This is a genomic window from Tsukamurella sp. 8F (assembly GCF_029167375.1).
Lineage (GTDB): Bacteria > Actinomycetota > Actinomycetes > Mycobacteriales > Mycobacteriaceae > Tsukamurella.
The window spans coordinates 1-17,393 of sequence record NZ_JARFTP010000043.1; the positions used below are offsets into that span (position 1 = coordinate 1).

General features: G+C 69.7%; 19 protein-coding genes. 12 read left to right on the forward strand and 7 right to left on the reverse strand.

Annotated elements, in window-relative coordinates; translation table 11 throughout:
* The first annotated feature begins 279 nt into the window (after window positions 1-279).
* Both P0W64_RS20845 and hsaB read left to right on the forward strand, forming a co-directional pair.
* On the forward strand, window positions 280-2,832 hold the full coding sequence (locus P0W64_RS20845; RefSeq protein WP_275482103.1) for an ATP-dependent Clp protease ATP-binding subunit: 2,553 nt from the start codon (window positions 280-282) through the stop codon (window positions 2,830-2,832).
* 290 nt (window positions 2,833-3,122) lie between these two features.
* The gene (hsaB, locus tag P0W64_RS20850; protein ID WP_275482104.1) at window positions 3,123-3,677 is read left to right on the forward strand and encodes a 3-hydroxy-9,10-secoandrosta-1,3,5(10)-triene-9,17-dione monooxygenase reductase subunit; all 555 of its coding nucleotides are present in this window, start codon (window positions 3,123-3,125) and stop codon (window positions 3,675-3,677) included.
* A gap of 78 nt (window positions 3,678-3,755) precedes the next feature.
* Here the strand turns inward: hsaB and P0W64_RS20855 are convergent, their stop codons facing one another.
* Window positions 3,756-4,091, reverse strand: a complete 336-nt coding sequence (locus tag P0W64_RS20855; RefSeq protein ID WP_275482105.1) for an antibiotic biosynthesis monooxygenase — start codon at window positions 4,089-4,091, stop codon at window positions 3,756-3,758.
* A 31-nt stretch (window positions 4,092-4,122) separates the two neighbouring features.
* On the opposite strand from P0W64_RS20855, the gene P0W64_RS20860 reads away from it, so the two are divergent.
* From P0W64_RS20860 to P0W64_RS20870, 3 genes are read left to right on the forward strand one after another with little or no spacing between them, the layout of a single operon-like run.
* On the forward strand, window positions 4,123-4,911 hold the full coding sequence (locus tag P0W64_RS20860; protein WP_275482106.1) for an alpha/beta hydrolase: 789 nt from the start codon (window positions 4,123-4,125) through the stop codon (window positions 4,909-4,911).
* Window positions 4,908-5,360, forward strand: a complete 453-nt coding sequence (locus tag P0W64_RS20865) for a pyrimidine dimer DNA glycosylase/endonuclease V (RefSeq protein WP_275482107.1) — start codon at window positions 4,908-4,910, stop codon at window positions 5,358-5,360. Before P0W64_RS20860 ends, P0W64_RS20865 begins: the two co-directional genes overlap by 4 nt.
* On the forward strand, window positions 5,353-6,138 hold the full coding sequence (locus P0W64_RS20870) for a DNA-formamidopyrimidine glycosylase family protein (RefSeq protein ID WP_275482108.1): 786 nt from the start codon (window positions 5,353-5,355) through the stop codon (window positions 6,136-6,138). Before P0W64_RS20865 ends, P0W64_RS20870 begins: the two co-directional genes overlap by 8 nt.
* Before the next feature lie 5 nt (window positions 6,139-6,143).
* On the opposite strand, the gene P0W64_RS20875 is transcribed toward P0W64_RS20870, so the two are convergent.
* Window positions 6,144-6,935 (reverse strand): hypothetical protein, encoded by a 792-nt coding sequence (locus tag P0W64_RS20875; protein WP_275482109.1) that lies wholly within the window; start codon window positions 6,933-6,935, stop codon window positions 6,144-6,146.
* A gap of 277 nt (window positions 6,936-7,212) precedes the next feature.
* Between P0W64_RS20875 and P0W64_RS20880 the strand changes: the two genes are divergently transcribed.
* Entirely contained in the window at window positions 7,213-7,785 is a 573-nt protein-coding gene (locus P0W64_RS20880) for a hypothetical protein (protein WP_275482110.1), read from the forward strand.
* Between the two features lie 348 nt (window positions 7,786-8,133).
* Here P0W64_RS20880 and P0W64_RS20885 read toward each other — a convergent pair whose 3' ends face one another.
* Window positions 8,134-9,030, reverse strand: coding sequence for an A/G-specific adenine glycosylase (locus P0W64_RS20885; protein WP_275482111.1), 897 nt, complete (start codon window positions 9,028-9,030; stop codon window positions 8,134-8,136).
* Window positions 9,031-9,048: 18 nt separating this feature from the next.
* Between P0W64_RS20885 and P0W64_RS20890 the strand changes: the two genes are divergently transcribed.
* Window positions 9,049-9,708 (forward strand): carbonic anhydrase, encoded by a 660-nt coding sequence (locus P0W64_RS20890; RefSeq protein WP_275482112.1) that lies wholly within the window; start codon window positions 9,049-9,051, stop codon window positions 9,706-9,708.
* 121 nt (window positions 9,709-9,829) lie between these two features.
* The gene (locus P0W64_RS20895) at window positions 9,830-10,603 is read left to right on the forward strand and encodes a BsuPI-related putative proteinase inhibitor (protein ID WP_275482113.1); all 774 of its coding nucleotides are present in this window, start codon (window positions 9,830-9,832) and stop codon (window positions 10,601-10,603) included.
* A 7-nt stretch (window positions 10,604-10,610) separates the two neighbouring features.
* Here P0W64_RS20895 and P0W64_RS20900 read toward each other — a convergent pair whose 3' ends face one another.
* Genes P0W64_RS20900 through P0W64_RS20915 form a run of 4 tightly spaced genes read right to left on the reverse strand, consistent with a single transcriptional unit; the run spans window position 10,611 to window position 14,039 of the window.
* Window positions 10,611-10,922 carry a cupin domain-containing protein gene (locus P0W64_RS20900; RefSeq protein WP_275482114.1) on the reverse strand — a complete coding sequence of 104 codons (312 nt, stop codon included), beginning with the start codon at window positions 10,920-10,922 and terminating at the stop codon, window positions 10,611-10,613.
* Window positions 10,922-12,025 (reverse strand): DNA integrity scanning diadenylate cyclase DisA, encoded by a 1,104-nt coding sequence (disA, locus tag P0W64_RS20905; protein WP_275482115.1) that lies wholly within the window; start codon window positions 12,023-12,025, stop codon window positions 10,922-10,924. Before disA ends, P0W64_RS20900 begins: the two co-directional genes overlap by 1 nt.
* A gap of 10 nt (window positions 12,026-12,035) precedes the next feature.
* Complete coding sequence (radA, locus tag P0W64_RS20910; protein WP_275482129.1) at window positions 12,036-13,436, reverse strand: DNA repair protein RadA; 1,401 nt, start codon at window positions 13,434-13,436, stop codon at window positions 12,036-12,038.
* A gap of 6 nt (window positions 13,437-13,442) precedes the next feature.
* Window positions 13,443-14,039, reverse strand: coding sequence for a hypothetical protein (locus tag P0W64_RS20915; protein ID WP_275482116.1), 597 nt, complete (start codon window positions 14,037-14,039; stop codon window positions 13,443-13,445).
* Between the two features lie 280 nt (window positions 14,040-14,319).
* Between P0W64_RS20915 and P0W64_RS20920 the strand changes: the two genes are divergently transcribed.
* From P0W64_RS20920 to cysS, 4 genes are read left to right on the forward strand one after another with little or no spacing between them, the layout of a single operon-like run.
* On the forward strand, window positions 14,320-14,808 hold the full coding sequence (locus P0W64_RS20920) for a CarD family transcriptional regulator (protein ID WP_275482117.1): 489 nt from the start codon (window positions 14,320-14,322) through the stop codon (window positions 14,806-14,808).
* Complete coding sequence (gene ispD, locus P0W64_RS20925) at window positions 14,809-15,468, forward strand: 2-C-methyl-D-erythritol 4-phosphate cytidylyltransferase (RefSeq protein ID WP_275482118.1); 660 nt, start codon at window positions 14,809-14,811, stop codon at window positions 15,466-15,468.
* A gap of 8 nt (window positions 15,469-15,476) precedes the next feature.
* Window positions 15,477-15,956, forward strand: coding sequence for a 2-C-methyl-D-erythritol 2,4-cyclodiphosphate synthase (gene ispF, locus P0W64_RS20930; RefSeq protein WP_275482130.1), 480 nt, complete (start codon window positions 15,477-15,479; stop codon window positions 15,954-15,956).
* Between the two features lie 18 nt (window positions 15,957-15,974).
* Complete coding sequence (gene cysS / locus P0W64_RS20935; protein WP_275482119.1) at window positions 15,975-17,387, forward strand: cysteine--tRNA ligase; 1,413 nt, start codon at window positions 15,975-15,977, stop codon at window positions 17,385-17,387.
* The last annotated feature ends 6 nt before the right edge of the window (window positions 17,388-17,393 follow it).

Here is a 17,393-nt window from a genome sequence, read left to right on the forward strand (position 1 = left end):
CCCGGGGCGGGGTCCTCGCTCTTACCCGTGGCGGAGGACGTCGTTCGCTGACGGCGGAACGGGGATGACATCGGTTCGCGTCAGGCGTTCTACCTGCCGTAACCGGTACGCGGAGTACAGGGGCGATCCATCCCGGCGGGTATGAGACACCGTCCGGGGACCGCCCCGGACACATGCCCCGCGTGACCGAACTACAGTAGGAACACCAGCAACACACGGCTACCTTGGGCGCGGCACCCAGCCACCGCCCGTCGTTACCGGGATGTGAGGAAAATGGCCATGTTCGAGAGGTTCACCGACCGCGCTCGCCGCGTCGTCGTCCTGGCACAGGAAGAAGCCAGGATGCTCAATCACAACTACATCGGCACCGAGCACATCCTCCTGGGCCTGATCCACGAGGGTGAGGGTGTTGCCGCCAAATCGCTCGAGTCGCTCGGCATCTCTCTCGAGGGTGTCCGCAGTCAGGTGGAGGAGATCATCGGGCAGGGGCAGCAGGCTCCTTCCGGGCACATCCCGTTCACCCCGCGGGCCAAGAAGGTCCTCGAGCTGTCGCTGCGCGAGGCGCTCCAGCTCGGCCACAACTACATCGGTACCGAGCACATCCTGCTCGGACTCATCCGTGAGGGTGAGGGCGTCGCCGCTCAGGTCCTGGTGAAGCTGGGCGCCGACCTGAACCGCGTCCGTCAGCAGGTCATCCAGCTGCTGTCCGGGTACCAGGGCAAGGAGGGCGGCGAGCCCGCCGGCGCCGGCGCCCGCACGTCGGGTGGCGAGGCGGGCACACCGTCGACGTCGCTCGTGCTGGACCAGTTCGGTCGCAACCTCACCGCGGCCGCCGCGCAGGGCAAGCTCGACCCGGTCATCGGTCGCTCGAAGGAGATCGAGCGGATCATGCAGGTCCTCTCGCGGCGCACCAAGAACAACCCGGTGCTGATCGGCGAGCCCGGCGTCGGCAAGACGGCCGTCGTCGAGGGCCTGGCGCAGGCCATCGTCAACGGTGCGGTGCCGGAGACGCTCAAGGACAAGCAGCTGTACACGCTGGATCTCGGCTCGCTGGTCGCCGGCTCCCGCTACCGCGGTGATTTCGAGGAGCGCCTGCGCAAGGTCCTCAAGGAGATCGACACCCGGGGTGACATCATCCTGTTCATCGACGAGCTGCACACGCTCGTGGGCGCGGGTGCCGCCGAGGGGGCTATCGACGCCGCGTCGATCCTCAAGCCGAAGCTGGCCCGCGGCGAGCTGCAGACTATCGGTGCCACCACTCTCGACGAGTACCGCAAGTACATCGAGAAGGACGCCGCGCTGGAGCGCCGTTTCCAGCCGGTCCAGGTGGGTGAGCCGAGCGTCGAGCACGCTATCGAGATCCTCAAGGGGCTGCGCGACCGCTACGAGGCGCATCACCGCGTGTCCATCACCGACGGCGCCCTGGTCGCCGCCGCCACGCTGGCGGACCGGTACATCAACGACCGGTTCCTGCCGGACAAGGCGATCGACCTGATCGACGAGGCCGGCGCACGTATGCGCATCCGCCGCATGACCGCGCCGCCGGACCTGCGCAAGTTCGACGACAAGATCGCGGACGCGCGCCGCGAGAAGGAATCGGCGATCGATGAGCAGGACTTCGAGAAGGCCGCGTCGCTGCGCGACAAGGAGAAGCAGCTCATCAACCAGCGCGCCGAGCGTGAGAAGCAGTGGCGCTCGGGTGATCTCGACGTCGTTGCGGAGGTCGACGAGGAGCAGATCGCCGAGGTCCTGGGCAACTGGACCGGCATCCCCGTCTTCAAGCTCACGGAGGAGGAGACCACGCGTCTGCTCCGCATGGAGGACGAGCTGCACAAGCGGATCATCGGTCAGGAGGACGCCGTCAAGGCGGTGTCGAAGGCGATCCGCCGCACGCGGGCGGGCCTGAAGGACCCGAAGCGCCCGTCGGGCTCGTTCATCTTCGCCGGACCGTCCGGTGTCGGTAAGACGGAGCTGTCGAAGGCGCTCGCGAACTTCCTGTTCGGCGACGACGACGCCCTGATCCAGATCGACATGGGCGAGTTCCACGACCGCTTCACCGCGTCGCGGCTGTTCGGCGCCCCTCCCGGGTATGTGGGCTACGAGGAGGGCGGCCAGCTCACCGAGAAGGTGCGCCGGAAGCCGTTCTCGGTGGTGCTGTTCGACGAGATCGAGAAGGCGCACAGCGAGATCTACAACACGCTGCTGCAGGTGCTGGAAGACGGTCGTCTGACCGACGGACAGGGCCGCACCGTCGACTTCAAGAACACGGTGCTGATCTTCACGTCGAACCTCGGCACGTCCGACATCTCGAAGGCGGTCGGCCTCGGCTTCACGAGCGCGGACGATTCCACGTCGAACTACGAGCGGATGAAGCTCAAGGTCAACGACGAGCTCAAGAAGCACTTCCGCCCCGAGTTCCTCAACCGCATCGACGACATCGTGGTGTTCCACCAGCTGACGCAGGACCAGATCATCGAGATGGTCGACCTCATGGTGGAGCGCGTCGCGACCGCGCTGCGGAACAAGGACATGGAGATCGAGGTGAGCGATCAGGCCAAGGCGCTGCTCGCGAAGCGCGGCTTCGACCCGGTGCTGGGTGCCCGGCCGCTTCGCCGCACCATCCAGCGGGAGATCGAGGATCAGTTGTCCGAGAAGATCCTGTTCGGCGAGGTCGGTGCCGGCCAGACGGTCGTCGTCGACGTCGAGGGCTGGGACGGCCAGGGCAAGGGCGAGGACGCGAAGTTCACGTTCACCGGCAAGCCCCGCCTGACCAAGAACGAGGACGCCGTCGCCGCGCTCGCCGCGGATGCGCCGTCGTCGGCCGCCGAGTAGACCGCAGCGGTCTTCGGAACCGGCGGGTAACAAACAACCGGCGTATCGTTCGACTCGCCACGATTCGATCTCTGGTCCATGAGGAGGCGAGAGACATGCAGGAGCCGTCCCGACTGTCGAGAGTGTGCAAGTTCCTACGGATCTGTCTATCGATGTGCGCAGTCACCGTTCCGTGCACATCCGTCGGGCTGGTCTGCGCGGACTAGCGGCCGCCGGTCTGCTCCCAACGGTGCGCCATCCGAGCGGGTGCGCGGCGCGCGGCTGCAGGGCGGGGGATTAGGTTGGAGGTCATGAGTGCACCGGCCTTCGACTCGCGGGCGTTCCGCAATGTCATGGGGCAGTTCTGTACGGGCATCACGATCGTCGCCACCGCAGATGCCGACGGTAAGCCCAGGGGATTCGCCTGCCAGTCCTTCGCGGCCCTGTCCCTCGACCCACCCCTGATCCTGTTCTGCCCGGGGAAGACCTCCCGGACGTGGCGTTTCATCGAGGAGTCGAAGACCTTCGCAGTGTCGGTGCTGGCGCAGCGTCAGGAATCCGTGAGCGCCGCCTTCGGCCGCGTCATCGACGACAAGTTCGAAGGCCTCGAATGGACGCCGTCACCCCTCGGCAATCCGACCATCGACGGTGCCCTCACCTGGATCGACTGCACGCTGGAGAACGTCGTCGACGGGGGCGACCACCACGTCGCGATCGGACGCGTCCAGTCGCTGGGTGAACCCGTGGAGGACAAGCCGTTGCTGTTCTACCGCGGTGGGTACCTCACCACCGAGCATCCCCACCTGCGGCACGCCGACCGGCTGGACTCGTTCCTCACCTGGGACGGCGGCGCGGCCTGGCTGTGAGCCCGGCACGCTGCGATGGACCCCCGGTCGAAGGGCGTGGAGTCTACGGACGCGTAGAGGAGCTCACCGAGCAGGCGTTCAGGACGTCGATCCCGGCTGCTTGCCTTCGACGTCGAGGACGACCTCGAACTCCAGGAGGTCCGCTCCGGTCGCGACGGGCTTCTTCCCGCCGGGGTTGCGCTCGCCGGCGTGTGCCTCCCTGGCGGGTCCGTCGCGCCATGCGGTGAACGCCTCCTCCGATTCCCACTCGGTCACCACGAAGTAGCGGTCGTCGCCCTTGACCGGGCGGAGTAGCTGGAAGCCGAGGAAGCCGGGCGAGTTCTCGACTGCGTGCGCGCGATTCGCGAACCGCTTCTCGAGCTCGTCGCCTGCGCCCTCGGGTACGTGGATGGCGTTGATCTTCACTACCGGCATGGGTCCAACATACGCGGTACCGTCGACTCTCGTGGATACGTGTGTGGGCCTGCGGGATTGGGGCGGTTCGGGACCGCCGATCGTGCTGCTGCACGGGCTGATGGGCCGGGGGCGGACGTGGCGGCGACAGGTGCCGTGGCTGCGCCGGCACGGCAGCGTGTTCACCTTCGACGCGGCTTTCCATCAGGGCGCCGACCGCGTGGAGCCGGTCACCGACGACGCGATCTCCACCGAGCGGTTCGTCGCCGATGTGGCCGAGATCGTCACGTGGATCGATCGCGGGCCCGCGCTGCTGATCGGCCATTCGATGGGTGGTCTGCATGCGTGGTGTACCGCCGCCGCATACCCCGAGCTGGTGCGGGGCCTGGTGGTCGAGGATATGTCGCCCGAGTTCACGGGGCAGTCCACCGACGCGTGGGCGCCCTGGTTCTCCAGCTGGCCCGAGCGTTTCGCATCGGAGGCGGAGTGTGTCGCGCTGTTCGGCGCCGTCGCGGGCCGCTACTTCTACGAGGCGTTCGACGACGGGCGACTGCACGGCGACGTCGACGCCTTCCGCGCGATCGCCGACGTGTGGGGCCGGCAGGACGCGTGGGCGCAGTGGCGGGCGGTGGCCGCGCCCACCCTGCTCGTCGAGGCGGAGCACACGGTCGTGCCCGACGGGGTGGGGTCGCGCATGGAGGCCGAGTTCACCGGACCCGAGCTGGCGTACCTGCGGATAGACGGCGCCGGCCACCTCGTGCACGACGACGCCCCCGACCGTTACCGGGGTGCCGTCGAGGCGTTCCTGTCCGGTCCGGAAACCATGAGGCCGTCGGCATGAGGCTGTGGTCGGTCGCCCCCGAGCTCCTGGACCGGCAGGGGCTGACGGGGCTGTGGCGGGAGACGCTGTTGGCGCAGAAGGTGCTCGCGGGCGGTACCCGCGGGTATACGCGGCACCCGCAGCTCGTCCGGCTCCGCGCGACGCCGGACCCGCTGGACACCGTCGGGGCGTATCTCGGGGCGGTACGCGCCGCGGCCGCCCGGCGCGGCTACCGGTTCGACGGCGCGCGGATCCTGCGGCCCGACGCCGACGTGGAGCGCATGCCGGTGACCGAGGGACAGCTCGCCTACGAGCTGGAGCGCTTGGCGGACAAGTTGATCCGGACGCCGGACTATCGCGAGCGGTTGCTGTCCGCGGTCGCCGAACGAGCGCCGGCCGAGCTGGTGCATCCTCTGTTCGAGGTGGTGCCCGGGCCTGTCGAGGACTGGGAGCGGGTGCCGGATGCCTGAGGGGGACACCGTCTTCCGGAGCGCCCGGCGGTTGCACGAGGCGCTCGCCGGACGTGAGCTGACGCGCTGCGACCTCCGTGTGCCGCGGTACGCCACCGTCGACCTCTCGGGGCGGACCGTCGACGAAGTGCGTTCGCGCGGCAAGCATCTGTTGATGCGGGTTGGGGATTCGACGATCCACAGCCACCTCAAAATGGAGGGCGTCTGGCACGTGTATCACCGGGGGGAGCGTTGGCGCCGGCCCGCACACACCGCGCGGGCGGTCCTCGCGGTCGGCGATATCGAGGCCGTCGGCTTCTCGCTCGGTCTGCTCGAGGTGGTCGCCCGCGCCCGCGAGGACGACGCGGTGGGGCCCCTCGGCCCGGATCTATTGGGGAGGGACTGGGATCCCGGCCGCGCCGCAGCGAACCTCGCCGTCGACCCGCGCCGTGCGGTCGGGCTCGCGCTCCTGGACCAGCGCGTGATGGCCGGGATCGGCAACGAGTACCGCAGCGAGATCTGCTTCCTTCGCGGCGTTGCGCCGCAGACTCCGGTGGCAGACGCGGGCGATCCGGCCGCGTGGGTCGATCTCGCACATCGCCTGCTGGTGGCGAACCGGGATCGCTTGCGGCGCACTACGACCGGCGTGGACCGCGACGGCGCCCGGCTGTGGGTCTACGGTCGCGATCGGAGGCCCTGCCGGCGCTGCGGCACGGCGATCCGCTCCGCACCCGTCGGCTCGAACGACGGCCGTGAGGCCGATCGCACCGCGTGGTGGTGCTCCGTCTGCCAGCGGTAGGGATATCAGTCCCAGAGCGCCTTCCGGATGTGGTCGTCGTGCTCCACGCAGCCCGTGCCGGACACGATGTCCTTCGTGCCGACCCGCCATCCGGTGCTGATCCCGTTGCTCCCGCGCTCGATCTCGATGATCACGGCGGGATGCGTTCCCTCGCCTACGGATTCGACGTTGCACAGGCGCGCCGTCTCCCAGGCGCGTCCGTCGAATATCACGTAGAGCACGACCAGGGGGAGCACCACCAGGGCGAGGACGTGGAGTAGCGCCTTGCCCACCGCCGAGAGTCGCTCGTGCACGCGGGGCGCGGGGGAGCCGCGCCTTGCCGCCAGGGCGTACCGGACCCGCTGTGCATCGCTCGGCATGCGGAAGATCAGCGTCGCGGATCCGGTGGCGATGGCCCAGAGGGGTCCGAACAGCACCAGGGCCCATAGGGAGCCGAGCACCGGCGCGGTCAGGACGAGCAGCACCGTGACGGCGGCGGACGGTGCCGGAGCCTCGTCGGACCGGCCGAGCACGCGCCGCGAGACCGTAGCGGCGGTCGACAGGACGGATGCGGAACCGCTTATCAGGACGAACAGCGTCAGGAACAGCGCCGGGTAGCTGAGCACGTTGTCGAGGATGACGGCCGCCCACCCGGACGGCCCGTGCAGGCGGACGACCTCGCCCGCGATCTCCGAGTCCCCGGTCGTGTAGAGCACCTTCAGGAACGGGAAGACCAGCACGAGCGCGATCGCCACGGTGCGGAGCAGCTTGTTGCGGGCGATGTCCGTATGGCCGGAACCGGGGGCATGATCGGTCACCGGTCCCATTAGACACCTGGAGGATTGCCGTGGTGGCATGTCGACTCTCACGTGGCTCGTGACCGGGGCAGGCAAGGGGATGGGGCTCTAGATGGTGCGGGCGTCGTTCGACGTGAACGTCTTCGGCATGCTCAACGTGACCCGCGGGTGTCCTGCCGGTGATGCGCCGTGACGCGGTCGCTGCGATAGAACGAAGGCGCGTGATGTCGTCGCCGGTGTGGAGCGCATGCGGAGTGTGCCGGAGAGCATCGGTCGCCGACGCCGGTAGATTCGGGAGATGAGCATGCGTCCCGTCTGGCTGGTCGACTTCGACGGTGTCGTCAACGCGCTCAGCTCATCCGGTGGACGCATGGACTGGGACGATCGGCTTTCCGGCAGTATCGATCACCCACTCGGTCGCACGACGCGCGGCGGCGCGATGATCCGCCTGCCCCTGCTGTGGTCGCCGACGGTAGTACGCGTGCTGGGGGATGCCGTGGCCGCCGGAGTCGACGTGCGCTGGCTGAGTACCTGGCGCGAGCACACCCGTCAGCTGCCGACCGTGATCGACGGCCTACCGGTCCTGCCGTGGCTCGACGAATCCGTGCTCGACGATACCGTCGCGGCCGCCCTCGATCCGGAGGGCCGGATGGCCAGCGGTGCATGGAAGTTCGCGTGCGCCAAGGCATACGTTCCTGACGAGGCCCCGCTGCTGTGGACCGACGACGCTGCCTATCTGGTGGGCGGGATGTCCGCGGCGTGGCGGTGGCGCCGCGCCGCGGAGACGAGGGTGATCGCACCGCGCCCGGCCTCCGGGCTCGGCCCACGCGATGTGGCGAAGATCCGGGAGTGGATCGCCGCCGTCGCATGACGACGGCCCGCTTCGATGACGTGAGGGTCACGACGAGAGGGGCGCAGACGCGTGTGAGCCGCTCCAGCGGGAGCGGCTCACACGTACTACCGGGGGAGGCGGCGGATCAGCGCCAGATCCAGTTCCAGCGACGATTGCGAGCGTCCCAGACGCGGACGCGGCGGCGCGGGGCCGGCTTGCGGGACGTCGGACGGGGGTTGGGGCGAGGACCGGGCATTCGTGAATCTCCTTCTCGTTTCCCCGGTTTCGATCCGGGGCTGTCTGCTTGACGAGATTCATACTCCGGTCGAAGGCTGGGTCGGTGCTGACCCGTTTCTGGGAGGTGGCTGGGAGCGCCGACGGTGGCGCCTACCTCCGCTCGCCCTCCCCGGCGAGCGCGAAGCGTCCGTCGCGCGTCTGCTCGACGAGGCCGTCGACGAGCAGGGAGTCCAGCGCCCGATCACGCTGCGCGGGGTCCTGCGGCCAGACGACGTCGAGTGCGGCCCGGGCGACGGGACCGGACTCGCCCCGCAGTACCGCCATCAGCCGTCCCCGTGCCTGGCGGTCCGTGCCCTCGAAGCGCTGCACCCGCTTGGCGGGCCCAGACCACGCGGGCCTTCCCGCGGCCACCCATGCACAGGAGTCGCCGAGCGGGCATTCGCCGCATAGCGGCGAGCGGGCCGTGCACACGAGTGCGCCGAGCTCCATGAGCCCCGCCGACAACCGTGGGCGGCGTGGGCCGGGCACGGACTCGAGCGCCTTCTGGGCCGCGGCCAGATCGCGGCGCGGCGATGGATTTCCCGCCTCGGCTTCCCCCGCGGCGGCGCGCGCCAGCACCCGCCGGACGTTGATGTCGACCACGGGTACGTCCTGTCCGAAGGCGAAGCATGCGACCGCGCGAGCTGTGTACTCGCCCACACCGGGCAGCCCGAGCAACTCGTCCACCGACGACGGCACCCCGCCCCCGTGCCGCTCCACGAGCGCGACGGCACACGCGTGCAGGCGCATGGCGCGCCGCGGATAACCGAGCCGTCCCCAGGCCCGCACCGCGTCGCCCGCCGAGGCCTCCGCCAGGTCACGCGGCCGCGGCCAACGTGCGACCCACTCGTGCCAGACGGGCTCGACGCGCGCGACCGGGGTCTGTTGCAGCATCACCTCGCTGACCAGGATCTGCCACGCCGAGACCCCCGGCCGACGCCACGGGAGATCCCGCTCGGCGACGTCGAACCAGCTCAGAACCGGCGTGAAGTTGAGGGCGGTGGCCATAGCGGGCACTATGGTCTCATGCCTCGTTCCACACCACAGGGAGCCTGGCGGGCGCTCGCAGAGGGCAACCGCCGCTTCGTAGCCGGACAGTCCATCCACCCGAACCAGGGTGCGTCCGACATCGCGGAGCTGGTGCGCGGCCAGAACCCGACGGTCGCCCTGTTCGGCTGCGGTGACTCCCGGGTGGCCGCCGAGATCATCTTCGACCAGGGCCTCGGCGACATGTTCGTGGTGCGCACCGCGGGTCACATCCTCGACGCGGCGGTCATCGGATCGCTCGAGTACGCGCTCGAGATCCTCAACGTTCCGCTCATCGCCATCCTGGGACACGACAGTTGCGGCGCCGTCGCGGCGACGCTCAACACGCTCGAGACCGGTGAGCTCCCCCCGGGGTACATCCGGGACATCGTCGAGCGGCTGACCCCGTCGATCCTGCAGGGTCGACGCGAGGGACTGAGCTCCGTCGACGAGTTCACGAGCCGCCACGTGCAGGAGACCGGCGCGATGCTCATGGAGCGCTCGAAGATCATCTCCGAGCGCGTGCGCGACGGACGCGCCGCGATCGTCGGGCTCACCTACGAGCTGGCCGAGGGCCGCGTGCACCTGCGCGGCGTCCTAGGCGATATCGGCGAGGCCGTTCCCGAGCCCGTGCCCCACGAGCCCGGCAAGACCGCCTGACGGGACATCCGGGTCGCCGGACCGCAGGTCACCGCGCCCGGACGCGCATCACACCGGTCGGTTCGCCGACACGCCGCTGCAGGTCAGCGGCGGGCGGCGGCCCGGCCGTTACGGTTGGGGTGTGTTGGAACCCAACGGACCCCTGCCGCCCGAGATCTACTGGCGGCGGCGCATGCTCGCGGCCGTCGTCGCGCTGCTGGTCGTTGCGGTCGTCGTGCTGGTGATCGTGTTCGCCGGCGGTCCGGACTCGAAGAACACCACCGCTGCGGGCACGTCCTCCCTGCCCGCGTCCGTGACCACCACCACCGAGCTCCCGGCTTCGCAGTCGGCCGCCCCGTCCGGCGGCGGCGACGCCGCGAACCAGAGCGCACAGTCGTTCCAGGCCTCTCAGTCCCGCGTGGGAGCGGCACCGTCGTCGGGTTCCTCTGCGGCATCCTCGCCCGGCCTGCCGACCGCCGGCAACGTTGCCGCCGGCGGTGCCTGCACGGATGCGGCGATCTCGGTCGTCGTGAGTGCGGACAAGCCGACCTACAATCTCGGCGACCAGCCCGTGTTCAGCGCGACCGTCACCAATGCCGGTGCGGCACCGTGCATCAGGGACATAGGCACCGGGCAGCAGCAGTTGCTCGTGTACTCGCTCGACGGCACCAAGCGCCTGTGGTCCAACTTCGACTGCACATTCCAGCCGCAGATCAAGAACGAGACGCTGAATCCCGGACAGCAGCTCACCTACGGCCTGCAGTGGGCAGGCACCACGTCGGCGCCGGGCTGCCAGGTCAAGCGCGTGCCCGTCCCCGCCGGGTCGTATCAGATCGTTGCGCAGCTGGGCGCTAAGCGCAGCGCCCCGGTCACTTTCAACATCGTCAAGCCGGGCCCGCGCGCAGCCCAGAACTGATCCGGGTTCATCCCAGCAGGAGCAGGGTCGCTACGGCGTCGGTCTCGGCGGTCAGAGCGTGCGGCTCGCGGGCGGTGATGTGCAGAGCCGATCCGGGTTGCAGGGTCACGGTCCCGCCTCCGATATGGACCGCGATCCGACCTCGCTGACCCAGCAGCAGGATCGGCTTCGGTGCGCTGTGGTCCGCGAGTGTCTGGCCGGCACGGAAGGTCAACTGCAGCAACGCGACCCCGTCGGCGCGTAATCGGGCGGACGCCTCGGGACCGGGGCCGTCACCCGCATCGCCGGCGGCGAGCCCGGACGCCTCGGACCACGGCATCAGTCGTACCGCTCCACGGACAGCTCGGCCATGCGGGACAGGCCCTCGCGCACGTGCCGAGCCCAGGCCTGGCCGATCCCGTCGGTGGCCTGGAGGTCGACGGCCGAGGCGGCGAGGAGTGTCTGCAGATTGCCGAAAGACGCTACGAGCGACTCGATCTGGCCCGGATGGAGGCGTGGGATCGCGGTCAGCAGTCGGTAGCCGCGCGGCGAGACCGCACCGTCCTGGGCCTCGACCGTGGTGGGATATCCCAATGCGCCCGCGACCTCTGTGAGCGCGAGCAGATCCGTGTCTGTGAGGGATTCTATCCGGGTCAGAGCATGGGCGACGTCCGCGGGACGATCGGATGACGGAAGGTAGTCGCGTACAACGGGTTCCCGCAGCAGCAGCGCGTCGCCCAGCAGATCGTCGAGCTGGAGGGCGATCTGCCGGCCGGACGTGCCGAGCTCGATCACGTACTGCTCGATCTCGACGGCTATGCGCCGCACCAACTCTAGGCGCTGCACCATGTGTGACACCTCGCGCAGCGTCACGTAGTCCTCGATCTCGGTGCGAGACAACTGATGTCCGGCCTCGTCGAGCCGCTGCCGGTAGCGTTCGAGGGTCGCCACGGCGAGATTGGCGCGGGAGAGGATCGGCTCGACATCGTCGACCAGATACCGCACGCCGCCGACGTATGCGCGCACGATCGACATCGATGCGCTCACCGTGATCACGGGGAAGCCGGTCTGCACTGCGGTGCGCTCGGCGCTGCGGTGCCGGGTGCCGGACTCCTCGGTGGGGATCGAGGCGTCGGGCACCAGCTGTACGTTGGCCCGGACGATGCGCGAGCCGTCGGTGGACAGCACGACCGCGCCGTCCATCTTGGCCAGCTCGCGGAGCCGGGTGGGCGCGAAGGCCACGTCGAGGTGGAAGCCGCCGTCACTGATCCGCTCCACCGCGGCGTCGTGACCGAGCACGATCAGGGCGCCGGTGCGGCCGCGCAGGATGCGCTCGATGCCGTCGCGCAGACCCGTTCCCGGGGCGACGCGGGTGACGGTGTCGCGTAGTGGCGCGTTGCCGCCGAAGGCGTCCGCGGCCATGTCCGCGCCGGTTGCACCCATGCCGGACACCCTATCGCTCGCTCGAGGCGGCGCGCCGGGTGAGTCCGGCGAGTCCGACGGCCTCGCCGACCGAGTCCGCCTGCAGCACGCGCATGCCGCGGATCTTCACCGGATCGGGCGTCGTGGGCACGATCGCGGTGCCGAATCCGAGCCGCGCGGCTTCGGCGAGGCGCCGTTGGAGCCCGGTCACACGCCGGAGTTCGCCGGCGAGGCCCACCTCTCCGAGTACGACGGTGCGCTCCGGCAGCGCTCGCTCCCGCCGCGCGGAGACCACGGCGAGCGCGAGTGCGAGATCCGCCGCCGGCTCGGTGATGCGCATGCCGCCCACGGTGGCCGCGTAGACGTCCAGGTCGTGCAGCTGCACCTGTGCGAAACGCTGTACTACGGCCAGGATCATCGCCACGCGCGCCGAGTCGAGTCCGGATACTGCGCGCCGCGGCGCAGGAAGAGAGCTCTGGGCGACGAGAGCCTGCACCTCGCCCAGCAGCGGGCGCTTGCCGTCCATTCCGACGGTCACCGCGGTGCCCGCCACCGCGGCGTCGCGGTGGTGCAGGAACAGCCCCGATGGATCGGTCACCTCGGCGATCCCGTCCTCGCGTTGCTCGAAGCAGCCCACCTCGTCGGCAGCGCCGAAGCGGTTCTTGACGCCGCGCACCATGCGCAGCGTGGAGTGTTTGTCGCCCTCGAAGCCGAGCACCACGTCGACCAGGTGCTCGAGCGACCGCGGTCCGGCGACCGCGCCGTCCTTCGTGACATGCCCGACCAGCAGTACGGCGACGCCCGAGGCCTTGGCGAGCGACGTGAGGGTCGCGGTGACCGCCCGCACCTGCGTGACGCCGCCGTGCACACCGTCGATGCCGGACGCCGACATGGTCTGCACCGAATCCACCACGAGCAGAGTAGGTTTCACCGCATCGACGTGGCCGAGGACCGTGCCGAGATCGGATTCTGCGGCGAGGTAGAGCCCGTCGGAGACGGCACCCGTGCGTTCGGCGCGCAGGCGGACCTGCCCGGCGGACTCCTCGCCCGTCACATACAGCGCACGGCCGCGCCCCGACGAGGCCCAGCGGTGTACGACCTCCAACAGGAGGGTCGACTTGCCGACGCCGGGTTCGCCGGCCAGCAGGATCACCGAGCCGGGGACGATGCCGCCGCCCAGTACCCGGTCCAGCTCACCGATGCCCACGGGCAGCGCGCGGGTCGTGTTGGGGTCGATCCGCGTGATCGGCAGTGCAGGGGAGGAAGGCAGCGTCAGGGCCGCCGCGGGGTTCGCGCCGCTGCCGGACGCGCGCACGGCGGTCGACTCCTCCATCGTCGACCAGGCGCCGCAGGAGGGGCACTTACCGACCCATTTGGGAACGGTGTGGCCGCAGTCCGTGCAGCGGTAGGTGACCTTGGTGCGGGTGGCGATGGTCGGTCAGTGCCCGCCGCCGTGGCCGCCCGAGCCCGACGAGGCGCCCGCCTCGACCGGGCCGGTGGTGGCGCCGGCGTCGACGGGGACGGGGACGGTGAGCGAGCCGCTCTTGGCGAACGTGAAGGTGAGGTCGGTAGTGAGGCCGGGGCGCAGCTGCCCGGCGACGGGGATCGACACCTTGAGCCGGTCGATGTCTGCGCCGTCGAGCGTGCCCGCGGGGGCGCTTCCGTAGATCGCCTTGTTGGGCGCGATGGTGGTGTCGCCCGAGATGGAGGCCTTGGTGCCGTCGGCCGACGTGATCGACTCGAGCGAGTCGGAGTCGGTGGGGCTCTGGTTGGCGATGGTGAAAGCGATCCGCGCCTGGCCGCCGACGGCCGGGTACAGGATGTGCACGTCGCGCAGCGCGAGGTCCTTGACCTGCTGGTTGGCGCCGTTGATCGCGGCGACCTGGCTCGCGGTCTGCGAGATCTGGCCCGAACCGCAGGCCGCCGTGGCCAGCAGCGTGCCGGCCACGAGGGCCATTCCGGCGGCCGCGCGGACACCGCGTCGCGAGGCGGTGACGCCGGATGCGCCACGCTGGCTGTGATCGGTTGCTGACACCGGTTCCTCCAGTTCCGCCGCACATCGGCAGTTACCGCTGACTTGTCACTAGGCAGCGTAGTAGGCCGCGCCCGCGCGTGTGTCGGCGGGACTCGAGAAGATGAGTCGCCGGACCTCGGAGAAAGCTGTGTGGAGGCGCGTTCGGTACCCCGTGGATCACCGAGGCGTCGAGTTGTCAAGACCTGGAGAACGCCCTGCACGTTTCTGACCTGCGACGTTGCCTGAGCCCCCGGAAATGCCGCGTGTTAAACTGATAACCATCGAAAGGGGCAAGGATCTTATGATTTTCAAGGTCGGAGACACCGTTGTGTACCCCCACCACGGTGCCGCACTGATCGAAGCTATCGAAATCAAGACCATCGGAGGCCGGGAGCGCGAATATCTGGTCCTCAAGGTTGCGCAGGGTGACCTCACGGTCAAGGTCCCGGCGGAGAACGCCGAGGTGGTCGGCGTCCGCGACGTCGTCGGGCAGGAGGGACTCGACAAGGTCTTCCAGGTTCTGCGTGCCCCACACACCGAGGAGCCGACCAACTGGTCGCGCCGCTACAAGGCGAACCTCGAGAAGCTGGCGTCGGGCGATGTGAACAAGGTCGCCGAGGTCGTCCGCGACCTGTGGCGTCGCGAACAGGATCGCGGCCTCTCGGCCGGCGAGAAGCGGATGCTCACCAAAGCCCGCCAGATCCTCGTCGGTGAGCTGGCCCTGGCCGAGTCCACGGATGACGTCAAGGCCGAGACCATCCTCGACGAGGTCCTTGCACAGGCCTCCTAGATGAGCGTTGTCGCCCTGGTCCCCGCAGCGGGCCAGGGCGTTCGTCTGGGTGGGGGACGTCCGAAGGCGTTCGTAGAGCTGCTCGGGCGCACCCTCCTGGACCGCGCGGTCGCGGGCCTGAAGGCCTCCGGCGTCGTGGACACCGTTGTCGTCATGGCTCCGCCGGACCTGCTCGTCGAGGCTCGACGCGAGGCGCCAGGTGCAGTCGTAGTGACCGGTGGCGCCGAGCGCACGGACTCCGTGCGGTGTGGCCTCGAAGCCGCGGGTGCCGTCGACGGTGACCTGGTCCTCGTGCACGATGCCGCCCGACCGCTCACGCCGGTCGGCGTCATCGCCGGGGTCGTGGAGGCGCTGCGCGGCGGTGCCACCGCCGTCATCCCGGTTCTCCCGGTCGTCGACACGGTGAAGCGGGTCGACGGCACGCGGGTCTTGGAGACCGTCGACCGCACCGACCTGCGCGCTGTGCAGACGCCGCAGGGCTTCGTCGCCCGCGTGCTGTTGGACGCGTACGCGGTTGCCGAGGGCGCGGCCACCGACGACGCCGGTCTGGTCGAGCGCGCCGGAGGCACTGTCACCGTCGTGCCCGGAGACGCGCGAGCGCTCAAGATCACCACCCCGTTCGACCTCGCGGTCGCGAGGGCACTGTTGGAGGGCTCGTGACACCTGTTCTGCCCCGCGTAGGCATAGGCACCGACGTGCATCCCGTCGCCCCGGGCAAGCCGTGCTGGATGCTCGGCTTGCTGTTCGACGGCGACGGCTGCGAGGGCCACTCGGACGGAGACGTGGCCGTGCACGCCCTGTGCGATGCGCTGCTGTCGGCCTCGGGCCTCGGCGATCTCGGCTCGGTATTCGGCACCGGGCGGCCCGAGATGGAGGGCGCGACCGGTGCCTCGATGCTCGCTGTTGTTCGGAAGATGCTGTCGGACAACGGCTTCGTCGTGGGTAACGCGGCCGTTCAGCTAATCGGGAACCGCCCCCGGGTCGGCCCGCGGCGCGACGAGGCACAGCGTGTGCTCGCCGAGCTCGTGGGCGCACCGGTCTCGGTCTCGGCCACCACCACCGACGGCCTGGGGCTCACGGGCCGGGGCGAGGGCGTGGCGGCAGTGGCGACCGCACTGGTCTACACGGCCGAGGGCACCGGTCGGTAGCCCGTAGAATGTCCAGTCGTGACGTTACGGCTGTTCGATTCCCTGACCCGCGAAGTGCGGGACTTCGTGCCCCTCGTAGAGGGTAGGGCGGGCATCTACCTGTGTGGTGCGACGGTGCAGGGCGTGCCCCACATCGGGCACATCCGCAGCGGCGTGGCATTCGACGTGCTTCGGAGATGGTTGGACGCGAACGGGTTCGACGTGGCGTTCGTACGCAACGTGACGGACATCGACGACAAGATCCTGCGCAAGTCCGCCGAAGCGGGCCGACCCTGGTGGGAGTGGGCCGCGACGCATGAGCGTGAGTTCACGCGCGCCTACGACACCCTCGGCGTCCTGCCCCCGTCGGCCGAGCCGCGGGCCACCGGCTTCATAACGCAGATGATCACGTACATGGAGCGCATGATCGACCGCGGGCATGCGTACGCGGCCGACGGCGACGTGTACTTCTCTGTGCGGTCGTTGCCGGAGTACGGCGCACTGTCGCGGCAGAAGGTCGACGATGTGCAGCAGGGTGAGTCGGCCGGCGCGGGTAAGCGCGATCCGCTCGACTTCACGCTGTGGAAGGCGGCGAAGCCGGGCGAACCGTCGTGGCCGTCGCCGTGGGGTCCGGGGCGTCCCGGCTGGCACCTCGAATGCTCGGCGATGGCGACGTCCTACCTCGGCGGTGAGTTCGATATCCACTGCGGCGGCATGGATCTCGTCTTTCCGCATCATGAGAACGAGATCGCGCAGGCGCACGGTGCCGGCGACGGGTTCGCACGGTACTGGCTGCACAACGGCTGGGTCACCATGTCCGGCGAGAAGATGAGCAAGTCTCTCGGCAACGTCGTGTCGATTCCCGTTCTGCTGCAACAGTTCAGAGCAGTCGAGCTGCGTTACTACCTGGGCTCGGCGCACTATCGGTCGATGCAGGAGTTCTCGGATGGCGCGCTGCGCGAGGCGGCAGCGGCGTACGGGCGCATCGAGTCGTTCATCGGCCGGGTGGCGCGCCGCGTGGGCGGAGCGGCGGGGGATGTCGGGGCGTCGGTCCCCCTGGGGCGATGGACCGATTCCTTCGCCGAGGCCCTCGACGACGACCTCGCCGTCCCGCGCGCCCTCGCCGAGGTGCACGCGGCGGTTAAGGCGGGAAATGTCGCCCTCGAGACCGGGGACGTCGACGGTGCCCTCGCGCACGCGTCGTCGGTACGCGCCATGACGGCCGTGCTGGGCGTCGACCCGCTCGACCCGCACTGGGAGGCGGAATCCGGCGACGATACGGCCGCGCTCGGCGCGTTGGACGTCCTTGTGACCGCGGAGCTGGAGCGCCGCGCGACGGCGCGAGCCGAGAAGGACTGGGCCGAGGCGGACGCCGTCCGCGATCGGCTGGGGTCCGCCGGCATCGAAGTGACCGACGGTGCCGACGGCTCCAGCTGGCGCCTGGCCGACTGACCACGA